The sequence below is a fragment of the Streptomyces sp. NPDC101237 genome, assembly GCF_044767465.1.
GTDB lineage: Bacteria > Actinomycetota > Actinomycetes > Streptomycetales > Streptomycetaceae > Streptomyces > Streptomyces gramineus.
On sequence record NZ_JBIWNY010000001.1, the window covers coordinates 93,992 to 118,231 of the forward strand.

At 72.7% G+C, this 24,240-nt stretch carries 23 protein-coding genes, 2 tRNA genes, 1 pseudogene and 1 riboswitch; of the genes and pseudogenes, 10 read left to right on the plus strand and 16 right to left on the minus strand.

Annotated features, from left to right (window positions below; all coding sequences use genetic code 11):
- Positions 1–29: 29 nt before the first annotated feature.
- From ACIRQ9_RS00395 to ACIRQ9_RS00405, 3 genes are all read right to left on the minus strand, one after another.
- Entirely contained in the window at positions 30–338 is a 309-nt protein-coding gene (locus ACIRQ9_RS00395) for a putative quinol monooxygenase (RefSeq protein WP_404165598.1), read from the minus strand.
- Between the two features lie 515 nt (positions 339–853).
- On the minus strand, positions 854–1,255 hold the full coding sequence (locus ACIRQ9_RS00400; protein ID WP_404165600.1) for a TraR/DksA family transcriptional regulator: 402 nt from the start codon (positions 1,253–1,255) through the stop codon (positions 854–856).
- Between the two features lie 57 nt (positions 1,256–1,312).
- Entirely contained in the window at positions 1,313–2,383 is a 1,071-nt protein-coding gene (locus ACIRQ9_RS00405; RefSeq protein WP_404165602.1) for an NADH:flavin oxidoreductase/NADH oxidase, read from the minus strand.
- A gap of 754 nt (positions 2,384–3,137) precedes the next feature.
- Here ACIRQ9_RS00405 and ACIRQ9_RS00410 point away from each other — a divergent pair.
- Complete coding sequence (locus ACIRQ9_RS00410; RefSeq protein WP_404165604.1) at positions 3,138–4,529, plus strand: PP2C family protein-serine/threonine phosphatase; 1,392 nt, start codon at positions 3,138–3,140, stop codon at positions 4,527–4,529.
- A 138-nt stretch (positions 4,530–4,667) separates the two neighbouring features.
- On the opposite strand, the gene ACIRQ9_RS00415 is transcribed toward ACIRQ9_RS00410, so the two are convergent.
- Positions 4,668–4,741 (minus strand) — tRNA-Pro (locus tag ACIRQ9_RS00415).
- Positions 4,742–4,844: 103 nt separating this feature from the next.
- Between ACIRQ9_RS00415 and ACIRQ9_RS00420 the strand changes: the two genes are divergently transcribed.
- Positions 4,845–5,360, plus strand: a complete 516-nt coding sequence (locus ACIRQ9_RS00420) for a DUF309 domain-containing protein (protein WP_404165606.1) — start codon at positions 4,845–4,847, stop codon at positions 5,358–5,360.
- Between the two features lie 33 nt (positions 5,361–5,393).
- Positions 5,394–6,176, plus strand: a complete 783-nt coding sequence (gene cobF / locus ACIRQ9_RS00425; RefSeq protein WP_404165608.1) for a precorrin-6A synthase (deacetylating) — start codon at positions 5,394–5,396, stop codon at positions 6,174–6,176.
- Here cobF and ACIRQ9_RS00430 read toward each other — a convergent pair.
- The 5 genes from ACIRQ9_RS00430 to ACIRQ9_RS00450 all read right to left on the minus strand — a co-directional run bounded on the left by ACIRQ9_RS00430 (position 6,124) and on the right by ACIRQ9_RS00450 (position 8,584).
- Positions 6,124–6,939, minus strand: a complete 816-nt coding sequence (locus ACIRQ9_RS00430; RefSeq protein WP_404165610.1) for a cobalt-precorrin-6A reductase — start codon at positions 6,937–6,939, stop codon at positions 6,124–6,126. The genes cobF and ACIRQ9_RS00430 overlap by 53 nt on opposite strands.
- 91 nt (positions 6,940–7,030) lie before the next feature.
- On the minus strand, positions 7,031–7,153 hold the full coding sequence (gene ykgO, locus ACIRQ9_RS00435; protein WP_404165612.1) for a type B 50S ribosomal protein L36: 123 nt from the start codon (positions 7,151–7,153) through the stop codon (positions 7,031–7,033).
- 36 nt (positions 7,154–7,189) lie between these two features.
- Entirely contained in the window at positions 7,190–7,450 is a 261-nt protein-coding gene (locus tag ACIRQ9_RS00440; RefSeq protein WP_404165614.1) for a type B 50S ribosomal protein L31, read from the minus strand.
- Between the two features lie 69 nt (positions 7,451–7,519).
- Positions 7,520–7,684 (minus strand): 50S ribosomal protein L33, encoded by a 165-nt coding sequence (rpmG, locus tag ACIRQ9_RS00445; RefSeq protein WP_046728127.1) that lies wholly within the window; start codon positions 7,682–7,684, stop codon positions 7,520–7,522.
- Positions 7,685–7,810: 126 nt separating this feature from the next.
- Positions 7,811–8,584 carry a sulfite exporter TauE/SafE family protein gene (locus ACIRQ9_RS00450; protein ID WP_404165616.1) on the minus strand — a complete coding sequence of 258 codons (774 nt, stop codon included), beginning with the start codon at positions 8,582–8,584 and terminating at the stop codon, positions 7,811–7,813.
- A gap of 116 nt (positions 8,585–8,700) precedes the next feature.
- On the opposite strand from ACIRQ9_RS00450, the gene ACIRQ9_RS00455 reads away from it, so the two are divergent.
- On the plus strand, positions 8,701–9,171 hold the full coding sequence (locus tag ACIRQ9_RS00455) for a Dps family protein (protein WP_404166379.1): 471 nt from the start codon (positions 8,701–8,703) through the stop codon (positions 9,169–9,171).
- 230 nt (positions 9,172–9,401) lie between these two features.
- Here ACIRQ9_RS00455 and ACIRQ9_RS00460 read toward each other — a convergent pair.
- Positions 9,402–11,195, minus strand: a pseudogene (locus ACIRQ9_RS00460) (asparagine synthase-related protein); the annotation flags it as partial.
- 738 nt (positions 11,196–11,933) lie between these two features.
- On the opposite strand from ACIRQ9_RS00460, the gene ACIRQ9_RS00465 reads away from it, so the two are divergent.
- The 4 genes from ACIRQ9_RS00465 (at position 11,934) to ACIRQ9_RS00480 (ending at position 16,964) form a co-directional block, all read left to right on the plus strand.
- Positions 11,934–13,358 (plus strand): MFS transporter, encoded by a 1,425-nt coding sequence (locus tag ACIRQ9_RS00465; RefSeq protein WP_404165618.1) that lies wholly within the window; start codon positions 11,934–11,936, stop codon positions 13,356–13,358.
- A 93-nt stretch (positions 13,359–13,451) separates the two neighbouring features.
- Complete coding sequence (gene lhgO / locus ACIRQ9_RS00470; RefSeq protein ID WP_404165620.1) at positions 13,452–14,672, plus strand: L-2-hydroxyglutarate oxidase; 1,221 nt, start codon at positions 13,452–13,454, stop codon at positions 14,670–14,672.
- 65 nt (positions 14,673–14,737) lie between these two features.
- The gene (trmB, locus tag ACIRQ9_RS00475; protein ID WP_404165622.1) at positions 14,738–15,619 is read left to right on the plus strand and encodes a tRNA (guanosine(46)-N7)-methyltransferase TrmB; all 882 of its coding nucleotides are present in this window, start codon (positions 14,738–14,740) and stop codon (positions 15,617–15,619) included.
- Between the two features lie 10 nt (positions 15,620–15,629).
- Entirely contained in the window at positions 15,630–16,964 is a 1,335-nt protein-coding gene (locus tag ACIRQ9_RS00480) for a PrsW family intramembrane metalloprotease (protein ID WP_404165624.1), read from the plus strand.
- A 34-nt stretch (positions 16,965–16,998) separates the two neighbouring features.
- Here ACIRQ9_RS00480 and ACIRQ9_RS00485 read toward each other — a convergent pair whose 3' ends face one another.
- From ACIRQ9_RS00485 to ACIRQ9_RS00505, 5 genes are all read right to left on the minus strand, one after another.
- The gene (locus ACIRQ9_RS00485; protein ID WP_404165625.1) at positions 16,999–17,970 is read right to left on the minus strand and encodes an aldo/keto reductase; all 972 of its coding nucleotides are present in this window, start codon (positions 17,968–17,970) and stop codon (positions 16,999–17,001) included.
- A 154-nt stretch (positions 17,971–18,124) separates the two neighbouring features.
- Positions 18,125–19,168: a M23 family metallopeptidase gene (locus ACIRQ9_RS00490; protein WP_404165627.1), complete on the minus strand. Its 1,044-nt coding sequence runs from the start codon at positions 19,166–19,168 to the stop codon at positions 18,125–18,127.
- Positions 19,169–19,175: 7 nt separating this feature from the next.
- A riboswitch (cyclic di-AMP (ydaO/yuaA leader) is annotated at positions 19,176–19,336 on the minus strand.
- A 257-nt stretch (positions 19,337–19,593) separates the two neighbouring features.
- On the minus strand, positions 19,594–20,688 hold the full coding sequence (locus ACIRQ9_RS00495; RefSeq protein WP_404165629.1) for a PP2C family protein-serine/threonine phosphatase: 1,095 nt from the start codon (positions 20,686–20,688) through the stop codon (positions 19,594–19,596).
- Positions 20,689–20,889: 201 nt separating this feature from the next.
- Positions 20,890–20,963, minus strand: a tRNA-Met gene (locus ACIRQ9_RS00500).
- A gap of 56 nt (positions 20,964–21,019) precedes the next feature.
- Complete coding sequence (locus ACIRQ9_RS00505; protein WP_404165631.1) at positions 21,020–22,150, minus strand: dihydrofolate reductase family protein; 1,131 nt, start codon at positions 22,148–22,150, stop codon at positions 21,020–21,022.
- A gap of 69 nt (positions 22,151–22,219) precedes the next feature.
- On the opposite strand from ACIRQ9_RS00505, the gene ACIRQ9_RS00510 reads away from it, so the two are divergent.
- Both ACIRQ9_RS00510 and ribA read left to right on the plus strand, forming a co-directional pair.
- Complete coding sequence (locus ACIRQ9_RS00510; RefSeq protein WP_404165633.1) at positions 22,220–22,747, plus strand: MarR family winged helix-turn-helix transcriptional regulator; 528 nt, start codon at positions 22,220–22,222, stop codon at positions 22,745–22,747.
- Positions 22,748–22,954: 207 nt separating this feature from the next.
- Positions 22,955–23,596 carry a GTP cyclohydrolase II gene (ribA, locus tag ACIRQ9_RS00515; protein WP_404165635.1) on the plus strand — a complete coding sequence of 214 codons (642 nt, stop codon included), beginning with the start codon at positions 22,955–22,957 and terminating at the stop codon, positions 23,594–23,596.
- A 15-nt stretch (positions 23,597–23,611) separates the two neighbouring features.
- Here ribA and ACIRQ9_RS00520 read toward each other — a convergent pair whose 3' ends face one another.
- Positions 23,612–24,166 (minus strand): DoxX family protein, encoded by a 555-nt coding sequence (locus ACIRQ9_RS00520; protein ID WP_404165637.1) that lies wholly within the window; start codon positions 24,164–24,166, stop codon positions 23,612–23,614.
- Positions 24,167–24,240: the final 74 nt, after the last annotated feature.

A 24,240-nucleotide genomic window follows, 5' to 3' on the forward strand; every position in this document is an offset into this window, starting at 1 on the left:
GATCCACGCGCCCACGGGCAGGACCTGCCCTACACGGGCTGCTTCTCCACGACGACATCGAGCTGCTCGATCGTGGGCTCCTCGAAGAGCTCACCCGTGTTCTCACCGAGCGCTTTCGCGACCGCACCCGACAGATGCGCCTTGCGCCCGTCGTCGTCGGGAAAGGCATCGAAGATCCCGAACGACGAGGGTCCGAACTGGACTCCGAACCACCTGACGGTCTTGGGCTCCCCCTCGACGATCGACAGCCCCTGGTTCAAGAAGTCGCGGACGTCGTCCTCCCTGCCGGGCAGTGCCTCGAGGCGTACCAGAAGCGCTTTCCTGACCTGTGTTGCCATCTTGGTCTCCTCTGCCGTTACTCGGTTCACGTTGTCGATGATCGGAACGCCGCTACGACCGCCGCGCCGACGGCCTGACACTGCTCGCCGCTCGCCGCATCACCTCTACCGCTCGGGGCTTTGGCCGTCGTGGCGGAGCGGGGTGCCGCCAGTGAAGATCATCATCCAGCCCTGGTGGGGAGACCTGGACGCCGTGGAAACTCCCTCACCGGACTGTCGAGGACACGCGCCGTGAAGGCATTGATCGCCGCCGTGGAACCGTTGGATCTCTCTACCGTCACCTGGGGTCGCATCAAGCGCAAACGCAGTCTGCGGGCGACCAGCGTCCGATTCGTGGACCAGGCCCGATGGGACGTGGGGGCAGGTGATGCACCGTCGGGGGCGCGGCGGGCTCGCGCGCGTGGGACCCGCGCAACCTCCGGTCCGATCCCCGCCCCCGACTTCACCCAGTTCCGCCCGAGGGCGGGCCATCCGCGCGCTGCGGGGGACGGCGACCCCGCGCGCGGTGGGCGCCCTCAGCCACGCCCCCTTCCGCGAGCCACGGGCGCGCAGCGCACGCAGGTCTTCGCGGCCGGGCGAACTTCGAGGCGCTCCATCGGGATCAGCTCACCGCATTGCTCGCAGCGCCCGCAGTCGCCTCTCTCCAACCGTTCCAGGGCACGGTCCAGATCGTCGAGATGCTCGCGCGTCTGGGACAGCAGGGCGGCGACGTGTGCCCGCTCGAAAGCCGTGCTGGCCCCCTCCGGATCGTGTTCGTCGTCGATGGCCACCAGTGCGTTGGCCTCGACGATCCCGGCGTACTCACGGCTCAGTGCGGATATCTGCTGCAGCGTGCCGATCCGGTCAGCGTCGAGCAGCCCCCGCAGCCACTCGCTCCGGGGCGCGGAAAATGCCGCTTTAGCGCCTTGATCGCTCATATCGGAGAAAACGTCCTCGCCGTGGGCCTGATTCCCGAGGCCTCCGGCGCGAGGACCTCAGCGCTGACGCGGGCGGCCACGCTGGTACTGCTTCGGCCAGGACACGTCGTCACCGAGGACGCGGGCCGCACGGAGCGGCCACGTCGGGTTGCGCAGCAGTTCGCGCGCGAGCATGACCGCGTCGGCCGAGCCGTCCACCAGGATCTGGTCGGCCTGCTCCGGTGCGGTGATCAGACCGACGGCGGAGACGGGCAGGGCCGCACCCTCGCGGACGGCTCGGGCGAAGGGCACCTGGTAGCCGGGCTCCACTTCGACCCGGGCGTTGTGGACGAGCCCGCCGCTGGTGATGTCCACCAGATCGACACCGTGGGCCACCAGGTGCCGCGACAACTCGACCGTCTCCTCCGTGGTCCAGCCGCCGTCGGCCCAGTCCGTGGCCGAGAAGCGGACGAACAAGGGACGGTCCTCCGGCCACTGCGCGCGCACGGTGTCGGTGACCTGGACCAGGAAACGGCTGCGCCCGTCGAGATCGCCTCCGTACTCGTCGCTGCGGTGGTTGGACAGCGGTGACAGGAACTGGTGCAGGAGATAGCCGTGCGCGGCATGGATCTCCAGGACCTCGAAGCCGGCTGACCGCGCCCGCACGGCGGCCGCGCCGAAGGCCCGGACCAGCGCGCGGATATCGTCCGCGCCGAGTTCCCGCGGGGCCGGCCAGTCGCCGAACGGCAGAGGGGACGGAGCGACCGTCCCCCATCCTCCGGCCCCCGGTTCCACGTACATGTCGCCCTCCCACGGCGGCGCCGTCGACGCCTTGCGGCCGGCGTGGGAGATCTGGATGCCCGCGACGGCTCCCTGCCCGTGGACGAAGTCGGTGATCCGCTTGTACGCGGCGGCCTGCCCGTCATCCCAGATGCCGGCGTCGAAGGGGGTGATCCGGCCCTCTGGCTCCACTGCCGTGGCCTCCTGCATGACCAGGCCTGACCCACCGCGCGCCAGGGAGCCCAGATGGACCAGATGCCAGTCCTGCGGATAACCGTCGACCGAGCTGTACTGGCACATGGGTGCCACCCAGGCCCGGTTCGGGAAGGTCGTTCCGCGGAGGGTGAGCGGCGAGAAGAGACGGCTCATGAGAGGCCTCGCAGAGGGTGCGGGATGCCGAGTGCCCCGCGGCCGGTCCGCGGCCTGGGTTGGGAATCCTGCGGGGCGCCCCGCGTAGGGTGCACGCCGAGTACCCCGGCCGATCGTGGCTCACACCAACTCTGGGAAACATGGCTGAGCACCGGCTGACTCGCGCAGTTCCTGGCAAGGCGGTCAGGTGAATGGTGTTTCAAGGAGGGTGAAGGGGTTACGCGACCGGCGGACAACCTGCCGAGAGAAGATGAGTTGTCGTGGCCACGCGAACAGCAGGCAAACCTGCCCTCCGAGTAGCGCGGACCGGCTGGGCGAAGGCGCACCTCATGCCGCGCGGCGGTGTGCGCACCTGGGTCCCCGCCGTTGCGGAACAGAGCGCCGCATCCTCCGGGCACACGAGTGCCGACTCGAACATCGTCAAGGGCGAGGATTAGACCTCCGCCGCCGCAAACGCCGCCGCAGCGTGGTCAGCCCTACGGGTACGACGGGGAATCGACGGGAACCCCTGTGCTACAAATGACGCTGTGGCCTCTTGTGGCCGCTCGGTCGGTTGTTGGGGAAACAGCAGCCCCACCAGGTAGTTCCCCCCATCGTCAAGCACCGACCGCAGTACAGCATCCGGCACCTCAGGGGCCGGATGCTCGCTGTCACCCGACCGGTACCTTTGTCCGCCCACAGCGGGTGTGAGTGACCTGTCGGGCCTCGACCGCTCCGTTCTGCGCCGCGTTGCACGGCTCACCAAGGAGCGGTCATGACCGACACCACCACCGACCCCGGTGTGCGGCCCATCCCGTCCCCGGTCGCCTCTCGTCCCCTGTCGAAGCTGGAACGGCTGGCCCTGCTCGCCGACATCACCGCCCAGCTCATCTCCAACAACGATGTGGACGAGGCGCTGCACCGCGTGGTCGCCTTGGTACTGCCGCGCCTCGCGGACTGGGCCGTCATCGACATGATCACGGAGAGTGATGACGTGTCGCGGCATCTGGTGGTCCACGCAGGCACCGACGGCCTCACCGTGCGCGAAGATCTCCAAGGGCCGATGCCGCCGGTCTCCGACGCTTCCCTCATGCCCCTCTCCAGGGCGCTGCGAGGGGTGGCGTCCAACCTGGCCGGCCCCCAGACCTACGAAGGCGAACCGGACAGCGGTATCGCCGTCGAGCAGCGCAAGCTGTTCCGGGTGACGGGGATCAAGACCGCGGTGATCGCCCCCATCCGGGGACCGCGAGAGGTCATGGGCGCGCTCACGCTCGGCCGCTCCGACGGTGGAGAGGCCTTCACCGGGCACGACCTGGTCCTGCTCGAGGACATCGCCCGGCGCGTCGGTCTGGCGCTGGAGAACGCCCGTCACTACCAGCGCCAGCGCCAGGTCGCCGAGACCATGCAACGCTATCTGCTGCCCCAGCTGCCGTATCTGCCGGGAGTCGGCATGACTGCCCGCTATCTCTCCGCCCCGGACGCCTCCTACGTCGGCGGCGACTGGTACGACGCGTTCCCCCTGCCCGGCGGTGACACCGCACTGGTCATCGGCGACGTCGTCGGTCACGATCTCGAAGCGGCGGCCGGCATGGCGCAGCTGCGCAACATGATCCGCGCGTTCACCTGGTCGCAGGACCGGCCGACGCACGGCATCGTCGAGCACCTCAACGAGGCCATGACACAGATCACCGACGTCCGCATGGCGACCATGATCCTGGCCCGGCTGGCGGTCGACGCAACCGGCGCCTGGCAGCTGCGGTGGAGCAACGCAGGCCACCCGCCGCCGCTGCTCGTCGGTCGTGACGGCCTGACCCGCTACCTCACCGGCGCCAACGGTCTCCTCCTCGGCATGCCTGCGTCCCAGCCACGTTCCGAGGCCCGCGTCACCCTTCCCCCGGCCTCGACACTCGTCTTCTACACGGACGGTTTGATCGAATCCCGCAGACAGTCATTGGACGCAGGGATGGAGAACCTGCGCCGGCACGCCGCCTCCCTGGCCCACCGCGACCTGGACGCCTTCGCCGACCACCTGCTGCAACGCTCCCGGCCCCACGACAACGACGACGACGTCGCCCTGCTCGCCGTCCGCCTCCCCGACGTCACCGGCGCGGCCCCCGACGTTCAGCGCAGCCCACACCTGGTCAACCAGACAGTCTCGCTCGAGTGAGCTGGTGGGTGGGTGCGCGGCTGCTTCACGTCGAGGGCGGACGGGTCAAGGAACGCGGTCCCCACCCGGTCCCGAAAAATGATCAAGGGCCGGTTCCGGATACCTCCGAAACCGGCCCTGACCTGCGACTGTCTCCAGTCGGGACGACAGGATTTGAACCTGCGACCCCTTGACCCCCAGTCAAGTGCGCTACCAAGCTGCGCCACGTCCCGATGCGCTCACTCGCGGTGACCCGCGCGATCACGCGGAGAGCACTTTACCGCACCTCGCCGGACGGACCGAAAGAGGGTGGGCGGCCAGGGGACAATCGGTCGTATGGGCCGTAGGGGAAACACCGGAGCGGAAGCACGGGACCGGGACGCCGAGGGGCGGGCGCGCAGCGCCCGGCCGCGGGACGGGCTGGGGCGGCCGCTGCCGTACGGCGCGCCGGGCGTCGAGCGGCAGGCGGAGGGGATCGTCCGGACCCCGGACGAGACCGTCGCCGAGGCGCAGGCACTGCTGGACGCCGGGAAGCCCTTCCACGCGCACGAGGTCTTCGAGGACGCCTGGAAGGCGGGGCCCGAGGCGGAGCGGAGCCTGTGGCGGGGGCTGGCCCAGCTGGCCGTCGGGCTCACGCACGCGGCGCGCGGGAACGCGACCGGCGGGGCTCGGCTGCTGCGGCGCGGTGCGGGCGCGGTCGAGGAGTGGGCGGCCGGCAGCGGGGTCCGGCGGCCCTACGGGATGGAGCTGGACGGGCTCGCCGCGTGGGCGCGGGCACTGGCCGGGCGGGTGGAGGGCGGCGCCGGAGCCGTCGACGCGGGCACCGAGGCGCCGCGGCTGCACCGGGGGTGATCGTCCGGCGGTGGCATGCGGCAGACTCGGGGCGTGCGAAAGATTCATGTCATCGGTATCGGCGCGGGCGACCCCGACCAGCTCACCCTCCAGGCCGTCCGGGCGCTGCGGAGCACGGACGTGTTCTTCCTGCTCGACAAGGGCGAGGTCAAGAGCGACCTGACCGGACTGCGCCGGGACATGCTGGGCACGCACCTGCCGGGCGGCGGCTTCCGGGTGGTCGAGGCGCGGGACCCGGACCGGGACCGGGCCGCGAGCGGCGGGGCGTACTCGCCGGCCGTCGGCGACTGGCGCAGCGCCCGCGCGGACATCTACGAGCGGCTGATCCTCGAGGAGCTCGGCGCGGAACAGACCGGCGCGTTCCTGGTGTGGGGCGATCCGTCGCTGTACGACAGCACGCTGGCGATCCTCGAAGAGGTGCTGGCCCGGGGCGCAGTGGCGTTCGAGTACGACGTGATCCCCGGGATCAGCAGTGTGTCGTCGCTGGTGGCCCGGCACCGCACCGGGCTGAACCGGGTGGGCGGGCCGGTGCAGATCACCACCGGGCGGCGGCTCGCCGAGGGGCTGCCGGACGGTGTGGACGACGTGGTCGTGATGCTGGACGCGCACCAGGCCTTCCGGCGGTACGCGGACCAGGACATCGACATCTACTGGGGCGCCTACCTCGGCACGCCCGACGAGATCCTGGTCTCCGGTCCGATCGCCGAGGCCGGTCCGCGGATCGAGCGGCTGCGGGCCGAAGCCCGCGAGCGCAAGGGCTGGATCATGGACACGTATCTGCTGCGCCGCCGCCGTGAGGCTCCGCGGGAGGGATGACCGGCGTCCGGCCCGGTCCCGCGGGGCCGAGGGCCAGCCCTTCCAGTACGGCCGCCACGTCGGGCACCGCCGTCACCCCGGCCGGCAGCGGCGGGCGTCGTACGACGACGACGGGCAGCCCCAGCTCGCGGGCGGCCGTGAGCTTGGCGGCCGTCGCCGCTCCCCCGCTGTCCTTGGTGACCAGCACGTCGATCAGGTTCTCCTGGAGCAGCGCGGTCTCGTCGGCGACCGTGAAAGGACCGCGGGCCAGCAGCACTTCGGTGTGCCGGGGCATCGGGGGCTCGGGCGGTTCCACCGAGCGGACGACGAAGTGCCGGTCGGCCAGGTGCGCGAAGGCGGACAGGCCGAGGCGTCCGGTGGTGAGCAGGACCCGGGGGCCGAAGCGGGGCAGCAGGCCGGCCGCCGCGGGCAGGGACGGGACCGGGTGCCAGCGGTCGCCGGGGCCCGGCCGCCAGCCCGGGCGGCGCAGCACCAGGGCCGGGACACCGGCTTGGGCAGCGGCCAGGGCCGCGTTCGCGGTGATCGTGCCGGCGAACGGGTGGGTGGCGTCCACCAGGGCGTCCACGCGTTCGGCGCGCAGCCAGTCGGCGAGGCCCTCCGCCCCGCCGAAGCCTCCCACCCGGACCTCTCCGGCCAGCGCCCCCGGCCGGGTGACGCGCCCCGCCAGGGAGGTCGTGACGCGGACGCCGGGGTGGGCGGCGAGCGCGGCGGCCAGTTCGCGGGCCTCGGTGGTGCCGCCGAGGATCAGGACGTGCGGGGACATGGGGCGAGCGTACGGGCCGCGCAGGGCGGGCCGGGACGCGGGACGGCCGCCCGGCGGTGGGCCGGGCGGCCGTCGTGCGAAGCGGGTCCGGTCAGCCCTGGCGGGCCTTGGACCGGGGGTCCTTCTTGTTGATCACGTAGACCACGCCGTGGCGGCGGACCACCTGGGCGCCGGGCTTGGCCTTCAGTGAGCGCAGGGAGTTGCGTACCTTCATGGTTCTCGTTCTCCTCGTGTCGGTCGCCGGGGCGGGTCAGCCGCGGGCCGCGGCGGTGCGGCCGTAGCGGCGCTCGAAGCGCTCCACCCGGCCGGCGCTGTCCAGGACCCGTGACCTGCCGGTGTAGAAGGGGTGCGACGCGGACGAGACCTCGACGTCGATCACCGGGTACGTGACGCCGTCCTCCCACTCGACCGTCCGGGACGAGTCGGCGGTGGAACGGGTGAGGAAGGCGACGTCCGCGGCGCGGTCGCGGAAGACGACGAGACGGGATTCGGGATGGATGCGGGCCTTCATGGGGTTTCCTTCCTGGGGCCACGCTCCGGTGGTGGTTCCGGAGCGTCGGGCCCGGTCGTTCTCGGCGGTTCAGCGCTCTTCGCGGAAGTCCACGTGTGCGCCGGCCACCGGGTCGTACTTGCGCAGGACCAGCCGGTCGGGGTCGTTGCGGCGGTTCTTGCGGGTCACATAGGTGACTCCGGTCCCGGCCGTCGACTTCAGTCTGACGACAGGACGCGCGGTGCTGCGTGCCATGAGGTTCTCCCTTCGCCCACACCCGCGATCAATGATCCGAGCATGTCAATCACGATGGTTGTAACAACGGGTCCCGCGGTCGCATTCCCGGGTGCCGGACCGGTCGTCGCGAGTGCTCAGGACCGGTCAGCGCAGGAGCAGCTGGAGGCCGCCGACGATCGTCGCCGCGATGACCAGCTGTTCGAACAGCCGCTGGTTGATCCGGTCCACCGCCCACTTGCCGATGAGCGCGCCGGGCACCACGAACACCACGAGCGCGGCGTCCAGCAGCAGCGAGTCGCCGTCGATCAGCCCGAGGCCGGCGCTGAAGGGCACCTTGGAGACGTTCACGATCAGGAAGAAGAACGCCGAGGTGCCGAGGAAACCGAGTTTGCGGAAGCCCGCCGACAGCAGGTACATCGACATCACCGGGCCGCCCGCGTTGGCGACCATCGTGGTGAAGCCGCCGAGGACGCCGTAGGAACCGGCCTTGACCCGGCCCGCCCGGGTGGTGACCGCGTCCGGGTCGTCCGGCCGGCCGGCCCCGCGCCGCCGCCACAGGGTGACGCCGGCCATCAGCAGCAGGATCGCGCCGATCGACGTCCCCACGACCCGGTCGTCGGCCCACACCAGGAACAGCGTGCCGACCACCACGCCCGCGGCGACGGCGGGGAACAGCCGCCAGAGCGTGGGCCAGTGGGCGTGCCGGCGGTAGGTGGCGACGGCCAGGACGTCGCCCGCGATCAGGATCGGCAGCAGGACGCCGGTGGAGGCGCGGGCCGGGAGGATCGCGGCGTAGACGGCGAGGCTGACGGTGTTGGCTCCGCTGACGGCGGTCTTCGAGAAGCCGACGAGCAGCGTGGCGAGGGCCAGGGCGGCGAACTCCCAGCCGGATATGTGCCAGAGGGTCATGGTGTTCATGCGGGGACCGATGTTATGTCCGGACAAGCCGATCCGGTAAGTACCGTCCCGGCGTTTGCCGCTGCCCGGCCCGGGCACCCGCTCGGTGATCATCGCATGAGGAAGGAATCGCAGGCATGACCGTGGTGAAGAGCACGCTGCCCGAAGAAGCGCTCCGGGTCACCGGGACCGCTCTCCAGGAGACCCTGGTGGACCTGCTGGGGCTGTCCCTGATCGGGAAGCAGGCGCACTGGAACATCGTCGGGCCCCGGTTCCGTTCGGTCCATCTGCAGCTCGACGAGGTGGTCGCCACCGCGCGCGCCCACTCGGACACCGTCGCGGAACGTGCCGCCGCGCTGGGCGTCTCTCCGGACGGCCGTCCGGAGACGGTCGCCGCCGCCTTCTCGCTGCCCGGCGCCAAGGACGGCTGGCTGCGGGACGACGAGGTCGTCGACCTGATGGTGCGCACGCTGGAGGCGGCGGCCGGAAGGCTGCGCGAGCGGATCGCCGCGACCGCCGAGCCCGACCCGGTCACCCAGGACCTGCTGATCTCGATCACCGCGGACCTGGAGAAGCAGCGCTGGATGTTCGCGGCCGAGAACAGCTGAGCACGAGAACAGCTGAGCGGGAGGCCGTCCGCACCGTCGGTGCGGCGTGGGCGGCGGGGGGGGGGCCCCGCCCGGGGGGCCCCCCCCCCCCCCCCCCCCGCCGCCCGGGCGGGCCGGGTGGGCCCCGGCGCCCCCCCGGGCCCCCCCCCCCCCCCGCGGGGGCCGGGGGGGGGGGGGCTCCCGGCGGGGGGGGGGGGGGGGGCCCCCCCCCCCCCCCGGGGGGGGGGCCCCGCCGCGGAGGAGGCGTGGGAGGTGGCGCCCCAGCCCGGCGGGAGGTCGGCGACGCCGGCGCCCTCCAGGACCGTGCGGAGGATGGCGGCGCGCGCTCCCGGCTGCACGCGCAGCGCTTCGGGCAGGGCACGGCAGGCGCGGACCACCTGGTTGTCGAGGAAGGGCGCGTGCAGGCGCTGCGAGCGGATCTCCGCGGCCTGTTCCAGGACGCGGATGTCGGCCGCGTGCCGGGCCAGCACCGCACGCGCGCGGTAGTCGCCGGGACGCTGGCCGGGTCCGACGCCCGACCGGTTCGCCGCCCCCTGGAGCAGAACCGATACTTCAGCCAGTGCCTCTCCCGTCAGCCAGCGCGCGGCGGGCCCGGGTCTCGCCCAGCTGAGCGCGGCGAGCGACGCGCCCACCGCGCCCCCCGGCTCGTCGAAGCGGCGCCGCAGCAGGCGTTCGGCGAGGGACTCGACGCCCGCGCCGTACGGCGTGCGCGCGAGCCGTCGTGCCGCGCCGTACACGCGCGCGGAGACCATCACCGAGCCGTCTGCCTTGGCGAGCGCGGCGACCGGGCGGACCAGGTGCCGGCGCTTGCGGTCCATCAGCAGGTCGGCGAGGCGCGCGGGGTGCGCGTCCAGGACCTGGCGGGCGCCGTAGCCGGTGAAGTGGTCGGCGCTGCCGGCGGCCAGGCGGGCGCGGTGCCGGGCGGCGTGCACCAGGGAGGGGCCGGGTTCGTCGGTCAGCGGTCCTTCCAGGTCGGCGTACGGGAGCACGTCCTCGCCGCCGGTCACCACCACGTGGTGCAGTCGCGGGTTGGCCGCCAGGCTTCCCGCCCGTTCGAGCTCCGCCTCGCGGCCGCCGACGGCGAGGTCGTTGAAGGTGACCGCCAGCAGTCGCTCGCCCGCGCCGGTGCCGTGGCCCAGGATGGTGCCGGGCATGCCGGGCATGCCGGGCAGCCCGGCGGCCAGCAGGGCGAGGGTGCCGGAGGCGGGGCCGCCGGACAGGTCGGCGCCGATGCCCGGCACCGGCATCCCGCGCGCCGCACGCCGTTCGGCGGGGCCCATGCCGGGCACCGGACCGGGGTCGATGTCCGGGACGTGCCGGGGTGCCGACAGCCGCGCGCGTACGGCCTCTACGAGTGCGTCCCGTACGGCGTCCACCGCGCGGTCGGGGTCGGCGGCGGGCGCCGCGACCGCGAGCGAGGCGACCTGCTCGTACCCGGCGACCTCGCGCGCCCCGGTGCGCAGGATCAGCGCATGCCCCGGCGGAATGCGCCGCACGCCCTCGTACGGAGTCGAGTCGTGCACCGCCGCCGGTACGTCCGGGGCGGCCAGGAGGGCGGCGAGGTGGCCGTAGTCGAGGTTGGCCTCGATCAGGTCGGCGAGCGGCAGCGCGGCCGTGGCATAGGCCGTACCGCCTGCCCAGGGGGTGTGGAAGACCGGGCGGGCGCCGGCCAGGTCGCCGCAGACGGTGATCCGGCGGCCGACCTGGACGACGGCGGTGTAGCTGCCGGGCCAGGCGGTCAGATGCCGGAGTGCGCCCCCGCGCGCCGTGAAGAGGCCGAGGCGCAGCTCCTCGTCGCTGGCGCCGCAGGTACCGAGGACGGCGATACGGTTCTGGGCGTCGGCCCTGATGACGCGCACCTCGTCGGGGCGCCAGTCGCCGACCGCCCAGAGCGGGTCCGGGTCGCCCCACAGCAACTGGGATCCGACGGGGTGGACGGTCTCGCCGTCGTAGCCCGTGGCGCCGGCGGAGCCGAGCGTGGCGGCACCGGAGGCGGTGCTGCTCCATCCCACCAACCACCGCATCGACGCCTCCACAGGCTGTGGACAACCATGCACGGTACGAACCGGGTCCCCATGCTGCCATGAAGGACGGGCTGCGGAGTGGCGGTGGGGCCGCCTTTGATCCTCGGAAGTTTTCCCGGAGTTGCCGCAGGACCGGCGCCCGCGCGGCCGGTGCCCGGAAGCCGCCGGAGAGCCGAACCGCCGTACGGCACAAAGAGACTGCGACGCGAATGCGCCCCCCGTACGCTCCCCCAGAACGCCCTTCGCGCCCTCAATTCCCGTGGTAGGAGCGTTGATCACCCGCAGAACGATGGGGCGATTTTCAGCCAATTCGGCGAGGTCGGTGCGGCGGTGCGCACGCTCCGTACATGCTTTGCGCACCGCACGCACTCGTACTCGAACGCGCACAGTCCGGGAGGCGGGCATCGCCTCCCGGACCGGTCCGCCACCCGCGGGGATTGAGGTGGCGGTGTCCCCCAGCCCACTGGATCCAGTACAGCGGGCCGACCCACGCACCAACCATGGAATCGCTCCCCCGATGGCCGGAGAAGAGCGCACGCACAGGCGCACGGCCACACGGCGGGGGCACGACGCGACCCGCCGTGCACGGTGCGTACAGGGGCCGCACTCGCGTACGGACCACAATCCCGCCATCCGGAACAATGCCCCTTAACGCTTGGGATGCGGCGAACTACGCTGGGTTTACGAATGCCGCGTGGTTATGCCAGCGCGGCAGCCGTCTGTGTCGAGGGGTGGCGCATGTCCAGGGAGCAACGCGGGCCGAACGAAAAACTCGGCACCGTTCTCGCCCTCGCGGGAATCAGCAACGCAGGACTCGCGCGACGCGTCAACGACCTTGGCGCTCAACGCGGGTTGACTCTTCGCTACGACAAGACGTCGGTGGCGCGCTGGGTGTCGAAGGGCATGGTGCCGCAGGGCGCCGCGCCGCATCTCATCGCGGCCGCGATCGGCCAGAAGCTCGGCCGCCCGGTGCCGCTCCACGAGATCGGCCTGGCGGACGCGGATCCCGCGCCCGAAGTGGGCCTCGCCTTCCCGAGGGACGTAGGACAGGCGGTCCGCTCGGCCACCGAGCTGTACCGACTCGACCTCGCCGGCCGCCGGGCCGGTTCCGGCGGCATCTGGCAGTCGCTGGCCGGTTCCTTCGCGGTGAGCGCTTACGCGACGCCCGCCTCACGATGGCTGATAACCCCCGCCGACAGTTCCGTCGCGCGCGAGGCGAACGCCGCGGAGGCCTCCGGCGCACCGCTCAAAGTCGGCCACAGCGACGTGCAGAAGCTGCGGGAGGCGGCCGAGGACGCCAGACGCTGGGACTCCAAGTACGGCGGCGGCGACTGGCGTTCCTCGATGGTGCCGGAGTGCTTACGAGTGGAGGCGGCACCGCTGCTGCTCGGCGCGTACTCCGACGAGGTCGGACGGGCGCTGTTCGGGGCGAGCGCCGAACTGACCCGGCTGGCCGGGTGGATGGCCTTCGACACCGGACAGCAGGAGGCCGCGCAGCGGTACTACATCCAGGCGCTGCGGCTCGCGCGCGCGGCGGCCGACGTGCCGCTCGGCGGGTACGTCCTGGCATCGATGTCGCTGCAGGCGACCTACCGCGGGTTCGGCGACGAGGGCGTCGATCTCGCGCAGGCCGCCGTCGAGCGCAACCGGGGCCTGGCCACCGCCCGGACGATGAGCTTCTTCCGGCTGGTCGAGGCACGGGCCCACGCGCGCGCGGGGGACGCGCAGGCCGCGGGTGCCGCGCTGAAGGCGGCGGAGGGCTGGCTGGAGCGGGCCCGGGAGGGCGACAACGACCCCTCCTGGCTGGGTTTCTACGGATACGACCGGTTCGCCGCCGACGCCGCCGAGTGCTACCGGGACCTGAAGGCCCCACGGCAGGTGCGGCGGTTCACGGAGCAGGCGCTGTCCAAGCCGACCGAGGAGTTCGTGCGGTCGCACGGGCTGCGGCTGGTCGTCTCGGCCGTCGCCGAACTGGAGTCCGGAAACCTCGACGCGGCCTGCGAGCAGGGAGTGCGGGCCGTGGAGGTCGCCGGGCGGATCTCGTCGGCCCGGACCACCGAGTACGTGAAGGATCTGCTGCACCGGCTGGAACCGTACGGGGACGAGCCGCGGGTGGCGGAGCTGCGGGAGCGGGCACGGCCCCTGCTGATGACACCGGCGTGACAACCGCCCCGGCCGGCCGGGGCGGTCCGTCCCGGCGCGCGCGGGACGTTTCAAAGTGATGTCAGTGGCGCAGTGCACTATCGAGTGTGGGAGGTGGTGCAGGTGTCTGCCGGGGTCGCCTATGACTGTGATGTGCTCGTCGTCGGGGGTGGGATCGTCGGGCTGTCCACGGCGTACGCGATCAGCCGGGCCGCGCCGGGCACCCGGGTCACCGTCCTGGAGAAGGAGGCCGGGCCGGCACGACACCAGACGGGCCGGAACAGCGGGGTCATCCACAGCGGGATCTACTACCGGCCCGGGTCGCTGAAGGCGCGCTACGCCGTCAAGGGCGCGGCCGAGATGGTCAAGTTCTGCGCGGAGTACGGCATCGCGCACGCCGTCACCGGCAAGCTGATCGTCGCCACCGACCGGGCCGAGCTGCCCCGGCTGCACGCGCTCGTGCAGCGCGGCCGGGAGAACGGGATACCGGTGCGCGAGCTGAGCGGCGCCCAGATCGCGGAGTTCGAGCCCGAGGTGCGGGGGCTGGCCGCCATACACGTCGGGACGACCGGCGTGTGCGACTACGTGGGGGTCGCCCGGCAGTTCGGCGAGGCCTCCGGGGCGGAGATCCGCTACGGGGCCCGGATCGAGCGCGTCGACCGGCGGCCGGAGCGGGGCGTGGCCGTGCGCACCGAGCGCGGGGACGTCGTACGCGGGCGCGTGCTGGTGAACTGCGCGGGGCTGTACTGCGACGAGATCGCCCGGCTGGCCGGGGACGACCCGGGGATGCGGATCGTGCCGTTCCGCGGGGAGTACTACGAGCTGGCGCGGCGGGAGCTGGTGCGGGGGCTGGTGTATCCGGTGCCCGATCCGGCGTTCCCGTTCCTCGGGGTGCACCTCACCCGGGGCATCGACGGGGGCGTGCACATCGGCCCCAACGCGGTGCCGGCGCTGGCCCGGGAGGGGTACGGCTGGGGCGTCGTCCGCCCCCGGGAGGTCGCCGGGACGCTGGCCTGGCCGGGGTCGTGGGCGCTGGCCAGGCGGCACTGGCGGTACGGGGGCGGCGAGCTGCGCAGGTCGGTCTCGAAGCGGGCGTTCACGGCGGCCGTACGACGGCTGCTGCCGGCGGTGACGGAGGCGGACCTGGTGCCGGCGGCGGCCGGGGTGCGGGCACAGGCCGTGCTGCGGGACGGCTCGCTGGTCGACGACTTCCTGATCAAGGAGGGCCCGCGGACGGTCCACGTGCTGAACGCGCCCTCGCCCGCGGCGACGGCCTCGCTGCCCATCGGGCGGGAGGTGGCGCGCCGGGCGCTGGAGATGCTGGACTCGGTGTGAGGACCGCGGTGGCCGGGCCTGACGCTGTCGAGGGGTTCCGCACGGGCCGTAAAATCGAGGGCACTGTGTCTGACTCGCTCAATGCCCCAGAAGCCCCCAGGCCCGCCGAGACCGTCCCCGGCGCGGACTCTCCGTACGTTCCCGGTGTGCCGGTGCGGCCCACCCGGCCCAAGGGAGAGCCGCGGTTCCCCGACGGGCCCAGCGCCGATCCGGCCGGCTCCCACTTCGAGCGGCGGATCCGCAGTTTCCAGCCACGGCGCAGCCGGGTGACCGCCGGACAGGCCGACGCCCTGCAGCGGCTGTGGCCCACATGGGGGCTGGACATCGACGGGCAGCACGTCATCGATCTCGGCGCGCTGTTCGGGAACGGCAACCCCGTCGTCCTGGAGATCGGCTTCGGCATGGGCGAGGCGACCGCGCAGATGGCCGCCGAAGACCCGGACACCAACATCCTCGCCGTCGACGTGCACACGCCGGGGCAGGGGAACCTGCTCAACCTCGCCGAACAGAACGGGCTGACCCACGTCCGGGTCGCCAACGGGGACGCGATCATCCTGCTGCGGGAGATGCTCCCGCCCGAGTCGCTGGACGGGCTGCGGGTGTACTTCCCGGACCCCTGGCCCAAGAAGCGGCACCACAAGCGGCGGCTGATCCAGCCCGAGTTCCTCGACCTCGCCGCCACCCGGCTCAGGCCCGGGGCCGTCGTGCACTGCGCGACGGACTGGGAGCCGTACGCCGAACAGATGCTCGACGTCCTCGACGCGCACCCGGCGTTCGAGAACACCCAGGCCGGGGGCGGTTTCGCGGCACGTCCCGGATACCGGCCGCTGACCCGTTTCGAGGGGCAGGGCCTGGACAAGGGTCACGTGGTGAACGATCTGCTTTTCCGTCGCGTACAGCATCCGGTGCAGCAGGGCGAACAGCACCGACAGGAGTCACCTCGTTAGGGTCGATGCCGTGGCCACCTTTCCGCCGCCGTACCCGCCGTATCCGTCGTACCCGCCGCACTCCGCCGGTCGAGGACTGCGGCATCCTCGCTGGTGGCAGCGGCGCTGGGTCCGCTACGGCGCGCTGGGCGGCCTGCTCGCCGTCTCCGGCCTGGTCATCCTCGCGCTGGTCCGTGAGCAGACCGGCACGGAGGGTTTCCTGGTCGGGCTCGGTCTCGCGGTGCTGCCGGTGCCGCTGCTGATGAGCGCGTTCCGCTGGCTGGACCGGGTTCAGCCGGGACCCTGGCGGAACCTGCTGTTCGCGTTCGCCTGGGGAGCGTGCGCGGCCGCGCTGATAGCGATCGTCGCCAACAGTTTCGCGACGCGCTGGATAGCGACGGCGACGACGGACCCGAGCAGCGCGGACACGCTCGGGGCGACGGTGATAGCGCCGATCGTCGAGGAGTCCGCCAAGGCCGCGGCCGTGCTGATGGTCTTCCTGTTCCGCAGACGCGACTTCACCGGGATCGTCGACGGTGTGGTGATAGCCGGGATCACCGCCACCGGGTTCGCGTTCACCGAGAACATCCTCTATCTCGGTACGGCGTTCGGCGCCGACCGGCTCGCCGGCGACTCCGGCATCGCCTCCGTCACCGCCGCGACGTTCTTCGTCCGCATCGTCATGTCCCCGTTCGCGCATCCCCTGTTCACCGTCCTCACCGGCATCGGCTTCGGCGTCGCCGCGCTCTGCGGGGAACGGCAGCGGGCGCGGCGGGCGCTCGCGCCGGTGACCGGACTGCTGCTCGCGATGAGCATGCACGCGCTGTGGAACGGGTCCTCGTCGTTCGGGCAGTACGGGTTCTTCGCCGTGTACGGCATGTTCATGGTGCCGGTGTTCGGGCTGCTGACCTGGCTCGCGGTCTGGACGCGCCAGCGGGAGCTGCGGACCGTACGGGAGGAGCTGCCCGCGTACGTGTACGCGGGCTGGCTGGGGCCGGCCGAGCCGTTCGTCCTGGGCTCGATGCGGGCGCGGCAGATGGCCCGGGAGTACGCCGCCTACCACTTCGGCAAGCCGGCGGGCCGGGCGGTCGCCGCGTACGAGGCGGACGCGACGACACTCGCCCTGCTGCGCCGCCGGGGGCGGCGGGGGCGGGCGGACGCCGACTTCACGGTGCGGGAGCGGGACCTGCTCACGCGGCTGTGGGACCGGCGCGAGCTGGTACGCCCCGCCCTGGACTACGCGGCCCGCGCCGCGGCCCCGAGCGGCTGGCCGGGGTACGGGGGCCAGCCGCCCCCGGCCTGGGGCGCGCCCGGCTGGTACGCGGCCCCGGCGCCGTACGTGCCCCACAACCCGTACAGCGGCTAGCTGACAACGCTCGTGGCCAAATACAGCCAGCGCGTCACGCGGAGGCGGCCGTGAGCCGGTCCAGTTCCTGCTCCGTCAGCTCCAGGTCCGCGACGGCCAGCAGGGCGGGCAGCTGCTCCAGCGAGCGGGCCGAGGCGATCGGGGCGGTGACGGTGGGCTGGGCCGCGAGCCACGCCAGGGCGACCGTGGGGATCGGGGCGGAGTGCGCCTCGGCGATCTCGTCGAGGGCGGCCAGGACCCGCCGGCCCCGCTCGCTCTCCAGGTACTGGGCGGCGCGGCCCGCGCGGGCGCTGTCCACCGTCGCGCCGGGGCGGTACTTGCCGGTGAGGAAGCCCGCGGCGAGGCCGAAGTAGGGAACCGCCGCCAGGCCCGTGCGGGAGGCCAGCTCCTGCAGCGGGCCCTCGTAGGTGTCGCGGGAGACCAGGTTGTAGTGGGGCTGGAGGGCGACGTACCGGGCGAGGCCCTCGCGGTCGGAGAAGTCCAGCGACTCCTGGAGCCGTTCGGCGGTGATGTTGGAGGCGGCGATGTGCCGGACCTTGCCGGCCCGCACCAGCTCGTCCAGGGCGCCGATGATCTCCTCGACCGGGATCTCGGGCTGGTCGAAGTGCGTGTAGTACAGGTCGATGTAGTCGGTGCCCAGGCGGCGCAGGGACGCGTCCGCGGCGGCCTTGATGTTGGCGGCGGACAGGCCGGGGTAGTCGGGGTGCTGGCTGACCTTCGTCGCGATGACGACGTCGGCGCGGTTGCCGCGCGCCGCGATCCACTTGCCGATGACGGTCTCGGACTCACCGCCCTGGTGGCCCTCGATCCAGGCCGTGTACGCGTCGGCGGTGTCCACGAAGTTGCCGCCCGCCGCGGTGTACGCGTCGAGGACGGCGAAGGAGGCGGCCTCGTCGGCGGTCCAGCCGAAGACGTTGCCGCCCAGGCAGAGCGGGAAGACCTCCAGGTCGGAGGAGCCGAGCTTGCGAAGGGAACCGGAGGCGGAAGAAGCGGAAGAAGGAGTCATGTCCCAGTTCAACACCGGCCGCCTGCGGACCGATGCCGCCGCCACGCGAAGTTCTCGTAAAAGCGGAAGGCCCCGGCGGACTCCGGGCACACCGGACCGGCAGCCCTGACGTCGGGGGGTTGTCGTCGGGGCCGCCGGGGTTCGGTGGGGTCCGTCAGGGGGTGAGGCCCTTGCCGCGCAGCCACGTCATCGGGTCGATGCCGGTGGCCTGTCCGCCGGGGTGGACCTCCAGGTGGAGGTGCGGGCCGGTGACGTTGCCGGTGGCGCCGACCCGGCCGATGACGTCGCCGGTGGCGACCTTCTGGCCGACCTTGACGCCGATCGAGGACTGGTGGCAGAACCACAGCTCGGTGCCGTCGTCGAGGGTGAGGATCGTGCGGTAGCCGTAGGAGCCGGCCCAGCCGGCCTCCGTGACGGTGCCGCTGTGCACGGCCTTGATCAGGGTGCCGGTGGGAGCGGCGAAGTCGAGGCCGGTGTGGTAGCCGGAGGCCCACATGGAGCCGGCCTGGCCGAAGGTGCCGGTGATCGTGTACGAGACGACCGGCAGCGTGTACTGCTTGGCCAGCGCGGCGAGCCGCTTCTGCTCGGCCTGCGCCTTCTCGGCGGCCTGCGCCTTCTGCTTGGCGTCGGCGGCCTGGGTGGCCGCGGCCTTCTCCGCCTTGGACTCGGCGTCGGAGACCGCCTTGTCGGCGGCGGCCACGGCCTTGGCGGTGGCCCGGACGTCGATCTGGGTCTGCTGCTGCTCGGCCTGCGCGATGATCCGGCTGCGCAGTGCCTCACCGGCGTCGGAGGAGGAGTCCGCGTCGGTGGCGGTCGCCGTGGTGACGCGGCTCAGCGCGGTCTGGGTGGCCTGGGTGGCCTGGTGGCCGGTGCCGTCGCCGAGCAGGGAGTCGACGGAGGACGGCAGGTCCGGCAGCGAGAGGGAGACCGGCGGCTTGCCGGTGTTGGCGCTGGCCATGCCGCCCGCGCCGACGGCGGCGATGACACCGACGCCGAGGACCGTGGAGCTGCGGGCGAGTCCGCCGCCGCGCTGCTTGGCGACGCGGTGCCGGCCGCGTACCGGGGCGAGGGACTCCTCGGTGGGGTTCCACTCCTCCCAGGGGCCCTCGTCGGTGCGCCCGGCGCCGTAGCCGTAAGCCTCGGGCTGACGCTGACTGGGCACGAACGGGGCTGTCGGAGCAGGCCGGTTGGACGCCACGCGGGCGCACTCCTTTCCTTCCGCTGCCTACCGGGTTAGCTGACGGGTTCGGAGCGGGAAGGTCTCCTACGCGCGTATACCGACCGTTTCGTACCCGGCGACATACGAGCGATTCACCCCAATGAGGTGGTTCCCCGGTTCCCTTGCGGGATTCGGCGCGTGCGCACGGAGCCGTCGCGGGTGACGGCTGGGACGACCGCGCTGCGTTATCGAACGTTAATAGACGCGGCTGGCAGATTCCAAGCCGTTCTCCTTGATCATTAAGCTTTCGAAGCGAGGACTTACCTGTCACGAACGGCCAAAAACGGTCGAGTTGGCCGCGCGGTCGGTGCGGCACGGGAGTCACAGCGTTTTGATGGTGACCCGGGCGTGATGCGGAGGGCTGCCGTCCGCACACCGAGGGTGACCTTCCCCTGGACGGACGCTCAGGCGCGCCGCACCACCAGCAGCGCCATGTCGTCCGCCGTCCGGCCGCCGGTGTGCCGGCGCACCTCGGCCGCGAGACGGGCCAGCAGCGCTCCCGGGGCGGTGCCGGCCCGGCCGGCCAGGCGCCGCTCCGGGTCGAAGAACCGGCCGTGCGCGTCCCGGGCCTCGGAGAGGCCGTCGGTGTGCAGCAGCAACGCGGTCCCGCTCGGGAACGGCCGCTCGGCGGCCCGGTCCGGCCAGGCGCCCAGCTCGCCCATCCCCAGCGGCAGCGCGGCCTCGGACACCTCGACCGGGCGCACCGTGCCGTCGGCGTGCAGCAGCAGCGGTGGCGGATGGCCCCGGTTGACGACCCGGACCCTGCCCTCGCCGTGCGGGAGTTCGGCGAGCACGGCGGTGGTGAACCCCTCGAAGGTGTCGACTCCGCCGCGCCGGACGCACTCCCGGGCCAGCGCCCGCTCCAGCCGGCCCGCCACCGCCTCCAGCGAGGCCTCCTGCTCGGCGGCCTCCCGGAACGCGCCGAGCACCACCGCGACGGCGGCGACCGCGCCCATGCCCTTGCCGCGGACGTCGCCGACGACCAGCCGTACCCCGTACGGGGTGTCCTGGACGGCGTACAGGTCCCCGCCGACGAGGGTGCCCTCCTGGGCCGCCTCGTAACGGGCGGCGATCTCGAAGCCGCCGATCCGCTCGGCGGGCTCGGGCAGCACCGCGCGCTGGGCGGCCTCGGCGACCTCGCGGGCGGAGGCCAGCCGCTGGTCGCCGAGGCGCACGACCCGGTTGATGCCGGCGGCGAGGGCGGAGACGGTGGCCACGGTGGTCAGCTCGGTGACGGCGTCCGCGTCGGGCACGAGACCGAAGCGCGCGTGCACGCCGTAGACGGCGAGGAAGGAGGCCAGGCCGGTCAGGACCGTGGTGCGCAGGGAGGAGAGCGGGGCGGCGACCAGCGGGGCGGCCGTGAAGAAGGGGACGGCCGTGTACGCGACCGGGGTGAGCACGTCGTAGAGGACACCGGCGACGATCAGCAGAGCGGGCAGCAGGCGGGCCAGGGTGCGGACGGTCACGGACCCGTCCTCCCGCGCCTCTTCGAAGCCCACGGCCTGACTCTCCTCTGTTCGGGGATCCCCTTGTGTGTCCGTCCAGATTTGCGGTTGCGAGCGGACGGGGGCGAGCGGTGTGCGCCGGGTGGATGAGCACGGAGAGATGTGACGACGGACACGTGCCGGTGCACGCCGGGCCGCGCCGGACACGACTCAGGGCCGGAATCCGTGTTCTGGATTCCGGCCCTGGGCCTTCAGTAGCGGGGACAGGATTTGAACCTGCGACCTCTGGGTTATGAGCCCAGCGAGCTACCGAGCTGCTCCACCCCGCGTCGTTGAAACCAGCATACGCCATCGGGAGAGGCGAAGTCACATCGGTCGAACGCGGTCAGCCCAGCAGGTGGCCGTTCGGGGCCTTCGCCAGCTCCTCGTAGGCGCCGAGCACCAGCACCGCCACCCCCGCCTCGCGCAGCGCTCCCGTCCCGTCGGCCGCCTCGACGAAGGTGTCCGGTTCGCGCCACGCCGTCACCACCCGGCGCACCCCGGCTCGCAGGATCAGCTCCGCGCAGGGATGCGGCCGGGAGGCGCGGCGGGTGCAGGGTTCGAGGCTGGTGTAGACGGTGGCCGCGGCGAGCCGCGGGTCGTCCGCGGGGATCTTGGCCAGGGCCGCCTCCTCCGCGTGCACGACGGGGTCGCCCGCCTCGCGCGAGTGACCGCGGGCCAGTTCCGTGCCGTCGGCCGCGACCACCACGGCGCCGACGCTGAACGCGGTCCGCGAGGGCGGGCAGTCGGCCGCCAGTTCGCAGGCGATCCGCAGCCAGTGCCGGTCGGCGGCGGACACCGACCCGCCCGCGCCGGGTGCGGTGGGCTCGTACCGCATCAGAACGACGTCCTCGATACGGCGGCTCTCCACGAGCCGCAGCCGTCCCGCCTGGTATCCGCCGGGGCCGAACAGGCGCGGCGCCTTCGGGTCGCCGACGAGGAGGGGCGCCAGGACGAGCTGGAGTTCGTCGGCGAGGCCCTGCCGCAGGAGCTGGGTGTGGACGGTGCCGCCGCCCTCGACCATCAGCCGGCCGACCGCGCGCGCCTCGTACAGGTCCCGCAGCAGCGCGGGCCAGTCGAGCTCGGCGCCGAGGGAGACGACGTCCGCGGCGACCCCGAGGCCGCGGATCCGCGCCGCGCCCGCGTCCGTGGTGTACACGACCTTCTCGCCGCCGGTGTGCCAGAACCGCGCGTCCGGATCCAGGTCGCCGGTCGCGGTGACCGTGACCTTCAGCGGGTACTCGGGCCTGCCCGCCGCGACCCGGGCGGCGCGCCTGCCGGGGTCGTTCACCAGCAGCCGCGGGTTGTCCGCGCGGATGGTGCCGGCGCCGATCAGGATCGCGTCGACGCAGGCCCGCACCTCGTCGACGCGGTCGAAGTCGGCCGGGGAGGAGAGCAGCAGCCGGTCGGGGCCGGTGTCGTCGAGAAAGCCGTCGAGGGAGACGGCGGCGGACAGCAGGACGTAGGGGTACGGCATCGGACGGGCTCACTCCCGGGGGCGACGGGCAGGCTTGGTTAAAGTTTGAAACAAACCTACACTGGCGGTATGACGACTCGCTGGCTGACGCCGAAGGAGCAGAGCGCCTGGCGCGCCTACATCTCGGCGACGCACCTCCTGGAAGACGCTATGGACCGGCAGCTCCAGCAGGACGCCGGCATGCCGCACCTGTACTACGGCATCCTCGTCAGTCTCTCCGAGGCCCCCGAGCGCAGGCTGCGGATGACCGACCTCGCCGAGAAGTCGAAGATCACCCGGAGCCGGCTGACGTACGCGGTGACCCGGCTGGAGAAGGACGGCCTGCTGCGGCGCGAGGACTGCCAGTGGGACAGGCGCAGCAGCTTCGCCGCCCTGACCGACGAGGGCCTCGCGGTGCTGGAGCGGGCCGCGCCGGGGCATGTCGAGACGGTACGGGCGGCGGTGTTCGACCAGCTCTCCCCCGAGCAGGTCGCGCAGTTGGAGGAGATCAGCGCGGCGATCACGCGGGCACTGGAGGGCGACGCGTCGACGCCGCGGCCGACCTCCGACGAGGTTCCCTGGCGCCGGCGGTCCTCGCCCTGTTCCGGCCCGTCGTAGCAGCTCCGCGACGGCCTCGGACGGGCCTCCGTCAGACCTCCTCCGGGCCGCCGCCCGCCGGATGGCTCACGGGCGGGAGCGGGTGGTTGTTCCCGCGGAAACGCTGTTGCTTCAAATTTAAAACGTGGGTAGGGTTCCCAGCGGTGAATCTGCTTCAAATCTGAAGCAGATTCCGCTGCCGTCCTGCACCCGGACACAGGAGACCCGATGCCCGACTTCCCCGCCGCCACCCAGCGCGCCCGCGTCCGGGTTCCGCTGCGCTTCACCGACGGCTACACCGTCGACGCCGAACTCGTCACCTTCCACGGCCTCGCCGACGGCCAGGAACACGTCGCCGTCGTCCTCGGCGACCCCGCGCCCGGCACGCTCCCGCTGGTCCGCCTGCACTCCGAGTGCCTCACCGGCGACGTCTTCGGCTCGGCCCGCTGCGACTGCGGACCGCAGCTGCGCGAGGCCGTCGAGCGCATCGCGCAGCGCGGCGGCGTCCTGCTCTACCTGCGCCAGGAGGGACGCGGCATCGGCCTCTACAACAAGCTCGACGCCTACGCCCTCCAGGACCAGGGCCTCGACACCTACGAGGCGAACGCCGCCCTCGGCCTCCCCGAGGACGCCCGCGACTACACCGCCGCCGCCCAGATGCTGGCCGCCCTCGGCCTCACCGAACTCGACCTGCTCTCCAACAACCCCGACAAGGCCGAGCAGTTGCGCGACCTCGGTGTCACCGTCCGCGACCGCGTGCCGACCGGCGTCTTCCGCACCGCGCACAACGTCCGCTACCTGCGCGCCAAGGTCCTGCACACCCAGCACACGCTGCCGCTCGGCGAACTGACGGACCTCACCGCGGGCTGAGGCACCGCCGCGCCGTCACAGACTCAGCGCGATCGCGGCGCCGATGCCGCCGAGGCCGAGGGCGACGGCCGCCTCGGGCCAGCCGCCGTCGCCCCAGCGGAAAAGCCGGTCGGCCGCCAGCCGGCCAGGACCGAGGGCGGCGAGGCCGAGGGCGACCACGCAGATGGCGACGTTGTACTCCACGCCGCCGTCCTCGTCCCACAGGCCGTGCGCGGCGGTGACGGTCACCATGGCGTTGATCATCACGCCGACCACGGCGGCGGCCGCGAGCGGCGTGAGCAGCCCGACCAGCAGGCCGAGACCGCCGAGCAGCTCGGAGAGGCCGCCGATCACGGCGAACAGCTTCCCCGGGTGGTAGCCGAGGTCGGCGAACCCCTTGCCGGTGGCGGTCAGACCGGGCCCGCCGAAGAACCCGAAGAGCTTCTGGGAGCCGTGCGCGGCCAGGAACAGCCCGAAGGTCAGTCTGATGAGCAGCAGCCCCCAGTCACCGGCGGTGGTGTGCCGCTCACGGTCCCGCCGCGCGGGCTGCCGCGCGCGGACCGAAGGCCAATCCGTAGTGCGCCTCGCCATGTGAAGACTCCGGTACGGACGACGATGGGGCGTCTCCCCTGCCGGGAGAGGCGTCGTTGGACCGGACGGCGGCG

Bases quoted from the DNA above. Each gene is read 5' to 3' on its own strand.
- ACIRQ9_RS00400 (WP_404165600.1), bottom strand. From the start codon at position 1,255: ATGAGCGATCAAGGCGCTAAAGCGGCATTTTCCGCGCCCCGGAGCGAG.
- rpmG (WP_046728127.1), bottom strand. From the start codon at position 7,684: ATGGCACGCAGCACCGCGCGTCCTGTCGTCAGACTGAAGTCGACGGCC.
- ACIRQ9_RS00395 (WP_404165598.1), bottom strand. From the start codon at position 338: ATGGCAACACAGGTCAGGAAAGCGCTTCTGGTACGCCTCGAGGCACTG.
- ACIRQ9_RS00485 (WP_404165625.1), bottom strand. From the start codon at position 17,970: ATGACTCCTTCTTCCGCTTCTTCCGCCTCCGGTTCCCTTCGCAAGCTC.
- ACIRQ9_RS00465 (WP_404165618.1), top strand. From the start codon at position 11,934: ATGTCCAGGGAGCAACGCGGGCCGAACGAAAAACTCGGCACCGTTCTC.
- ACIRQ9_RS00405 (WP_404165602.1), bottom strand. From the start codon at position 2,383: ATGAGCCGTCTCTTCTCGCCGCTCACCCTCCGCGGAACGACCTTCCCG.
- ACIRQ9_RS00505 (WP_404165631.1), bottom strand. From the start codon at position 22,150: ATGCCGTACCCCTACGTCCTGCTGTCCGCCGCCGTCTCCCTCGACGGC.
- ACIRQ9_RS00455 (WP_404166379.1), top strand. From the start codon at position 8,701: ATGACCGTGGTGAAGAGCACGCTGCCCGAAGAAGCGCTCCGGGTCACC.
- ribA (WP_404165635.1), top strand. From the start codon at position 22,955: ATGCCCGACTTCCCCGCCGCCACCCAGCGCGCCCGCGTCCGGGTTCCG.
- ACIRQ9_RS00520 (WP_404165637.1), bottom strand. From the start codon at position 24,166: ATGGCGAGGCGCACTACGGATTGGCCTTCGGTCCGCGCGCGGCAGCCC.
- ACIRQ9_RS00430 (WP_404165610.1), bottom strand. From the start codon at position 6,939: ATGTCCCCGCACGTCCTGATCCTCGGCGGCACCACCGAGGCCCGCGAA.
- ykgO (WP_404165612.1), bottom strand. From the start codon at position 7,153: ATGAAGGTACGCAACTCCCTGCGCTCACTGAAGGCCAAGCCCGGCGCC.
- ACIRQ9_RS00420 (WP_404165606.1), top strand. From the start codon at position 4,845: ATGGGCCGTAGGGGAAACACCGGAGCGGAAGCACGGGACCGGGACGCC.
- ACIRQ9_RS00410 (WP_404165604.1), top strand. From the start codon at position 3,138: ATGACCGACACCACCACCGACCCCGGTGTGCGGCCCATCCCGTCCCCG.
- ACIRQ9_RS00440 (WP_404165614.1), bottom strand. From the start codon at position 7,450: ATGAAGGCCCGCATCCATCCCGAATCCCGTCTCGTCGTCTTCCGCGAC.
- ACIRQ9_RS00510 (WP_404165633.1), top strand. From the start codon at position 22,220: ATGACGACTCGCTGGCTGACGCCGAAGGAGCAGAGCGCCTGGCGCGCC.
- ACIRQ9_RS00450 (WP_404165616.1), bottom strand. From the start codon at position 8,584: ATGAACACCATGACCCTCTGGCACATATCCGGCTGGGAGTTCGCCGCC.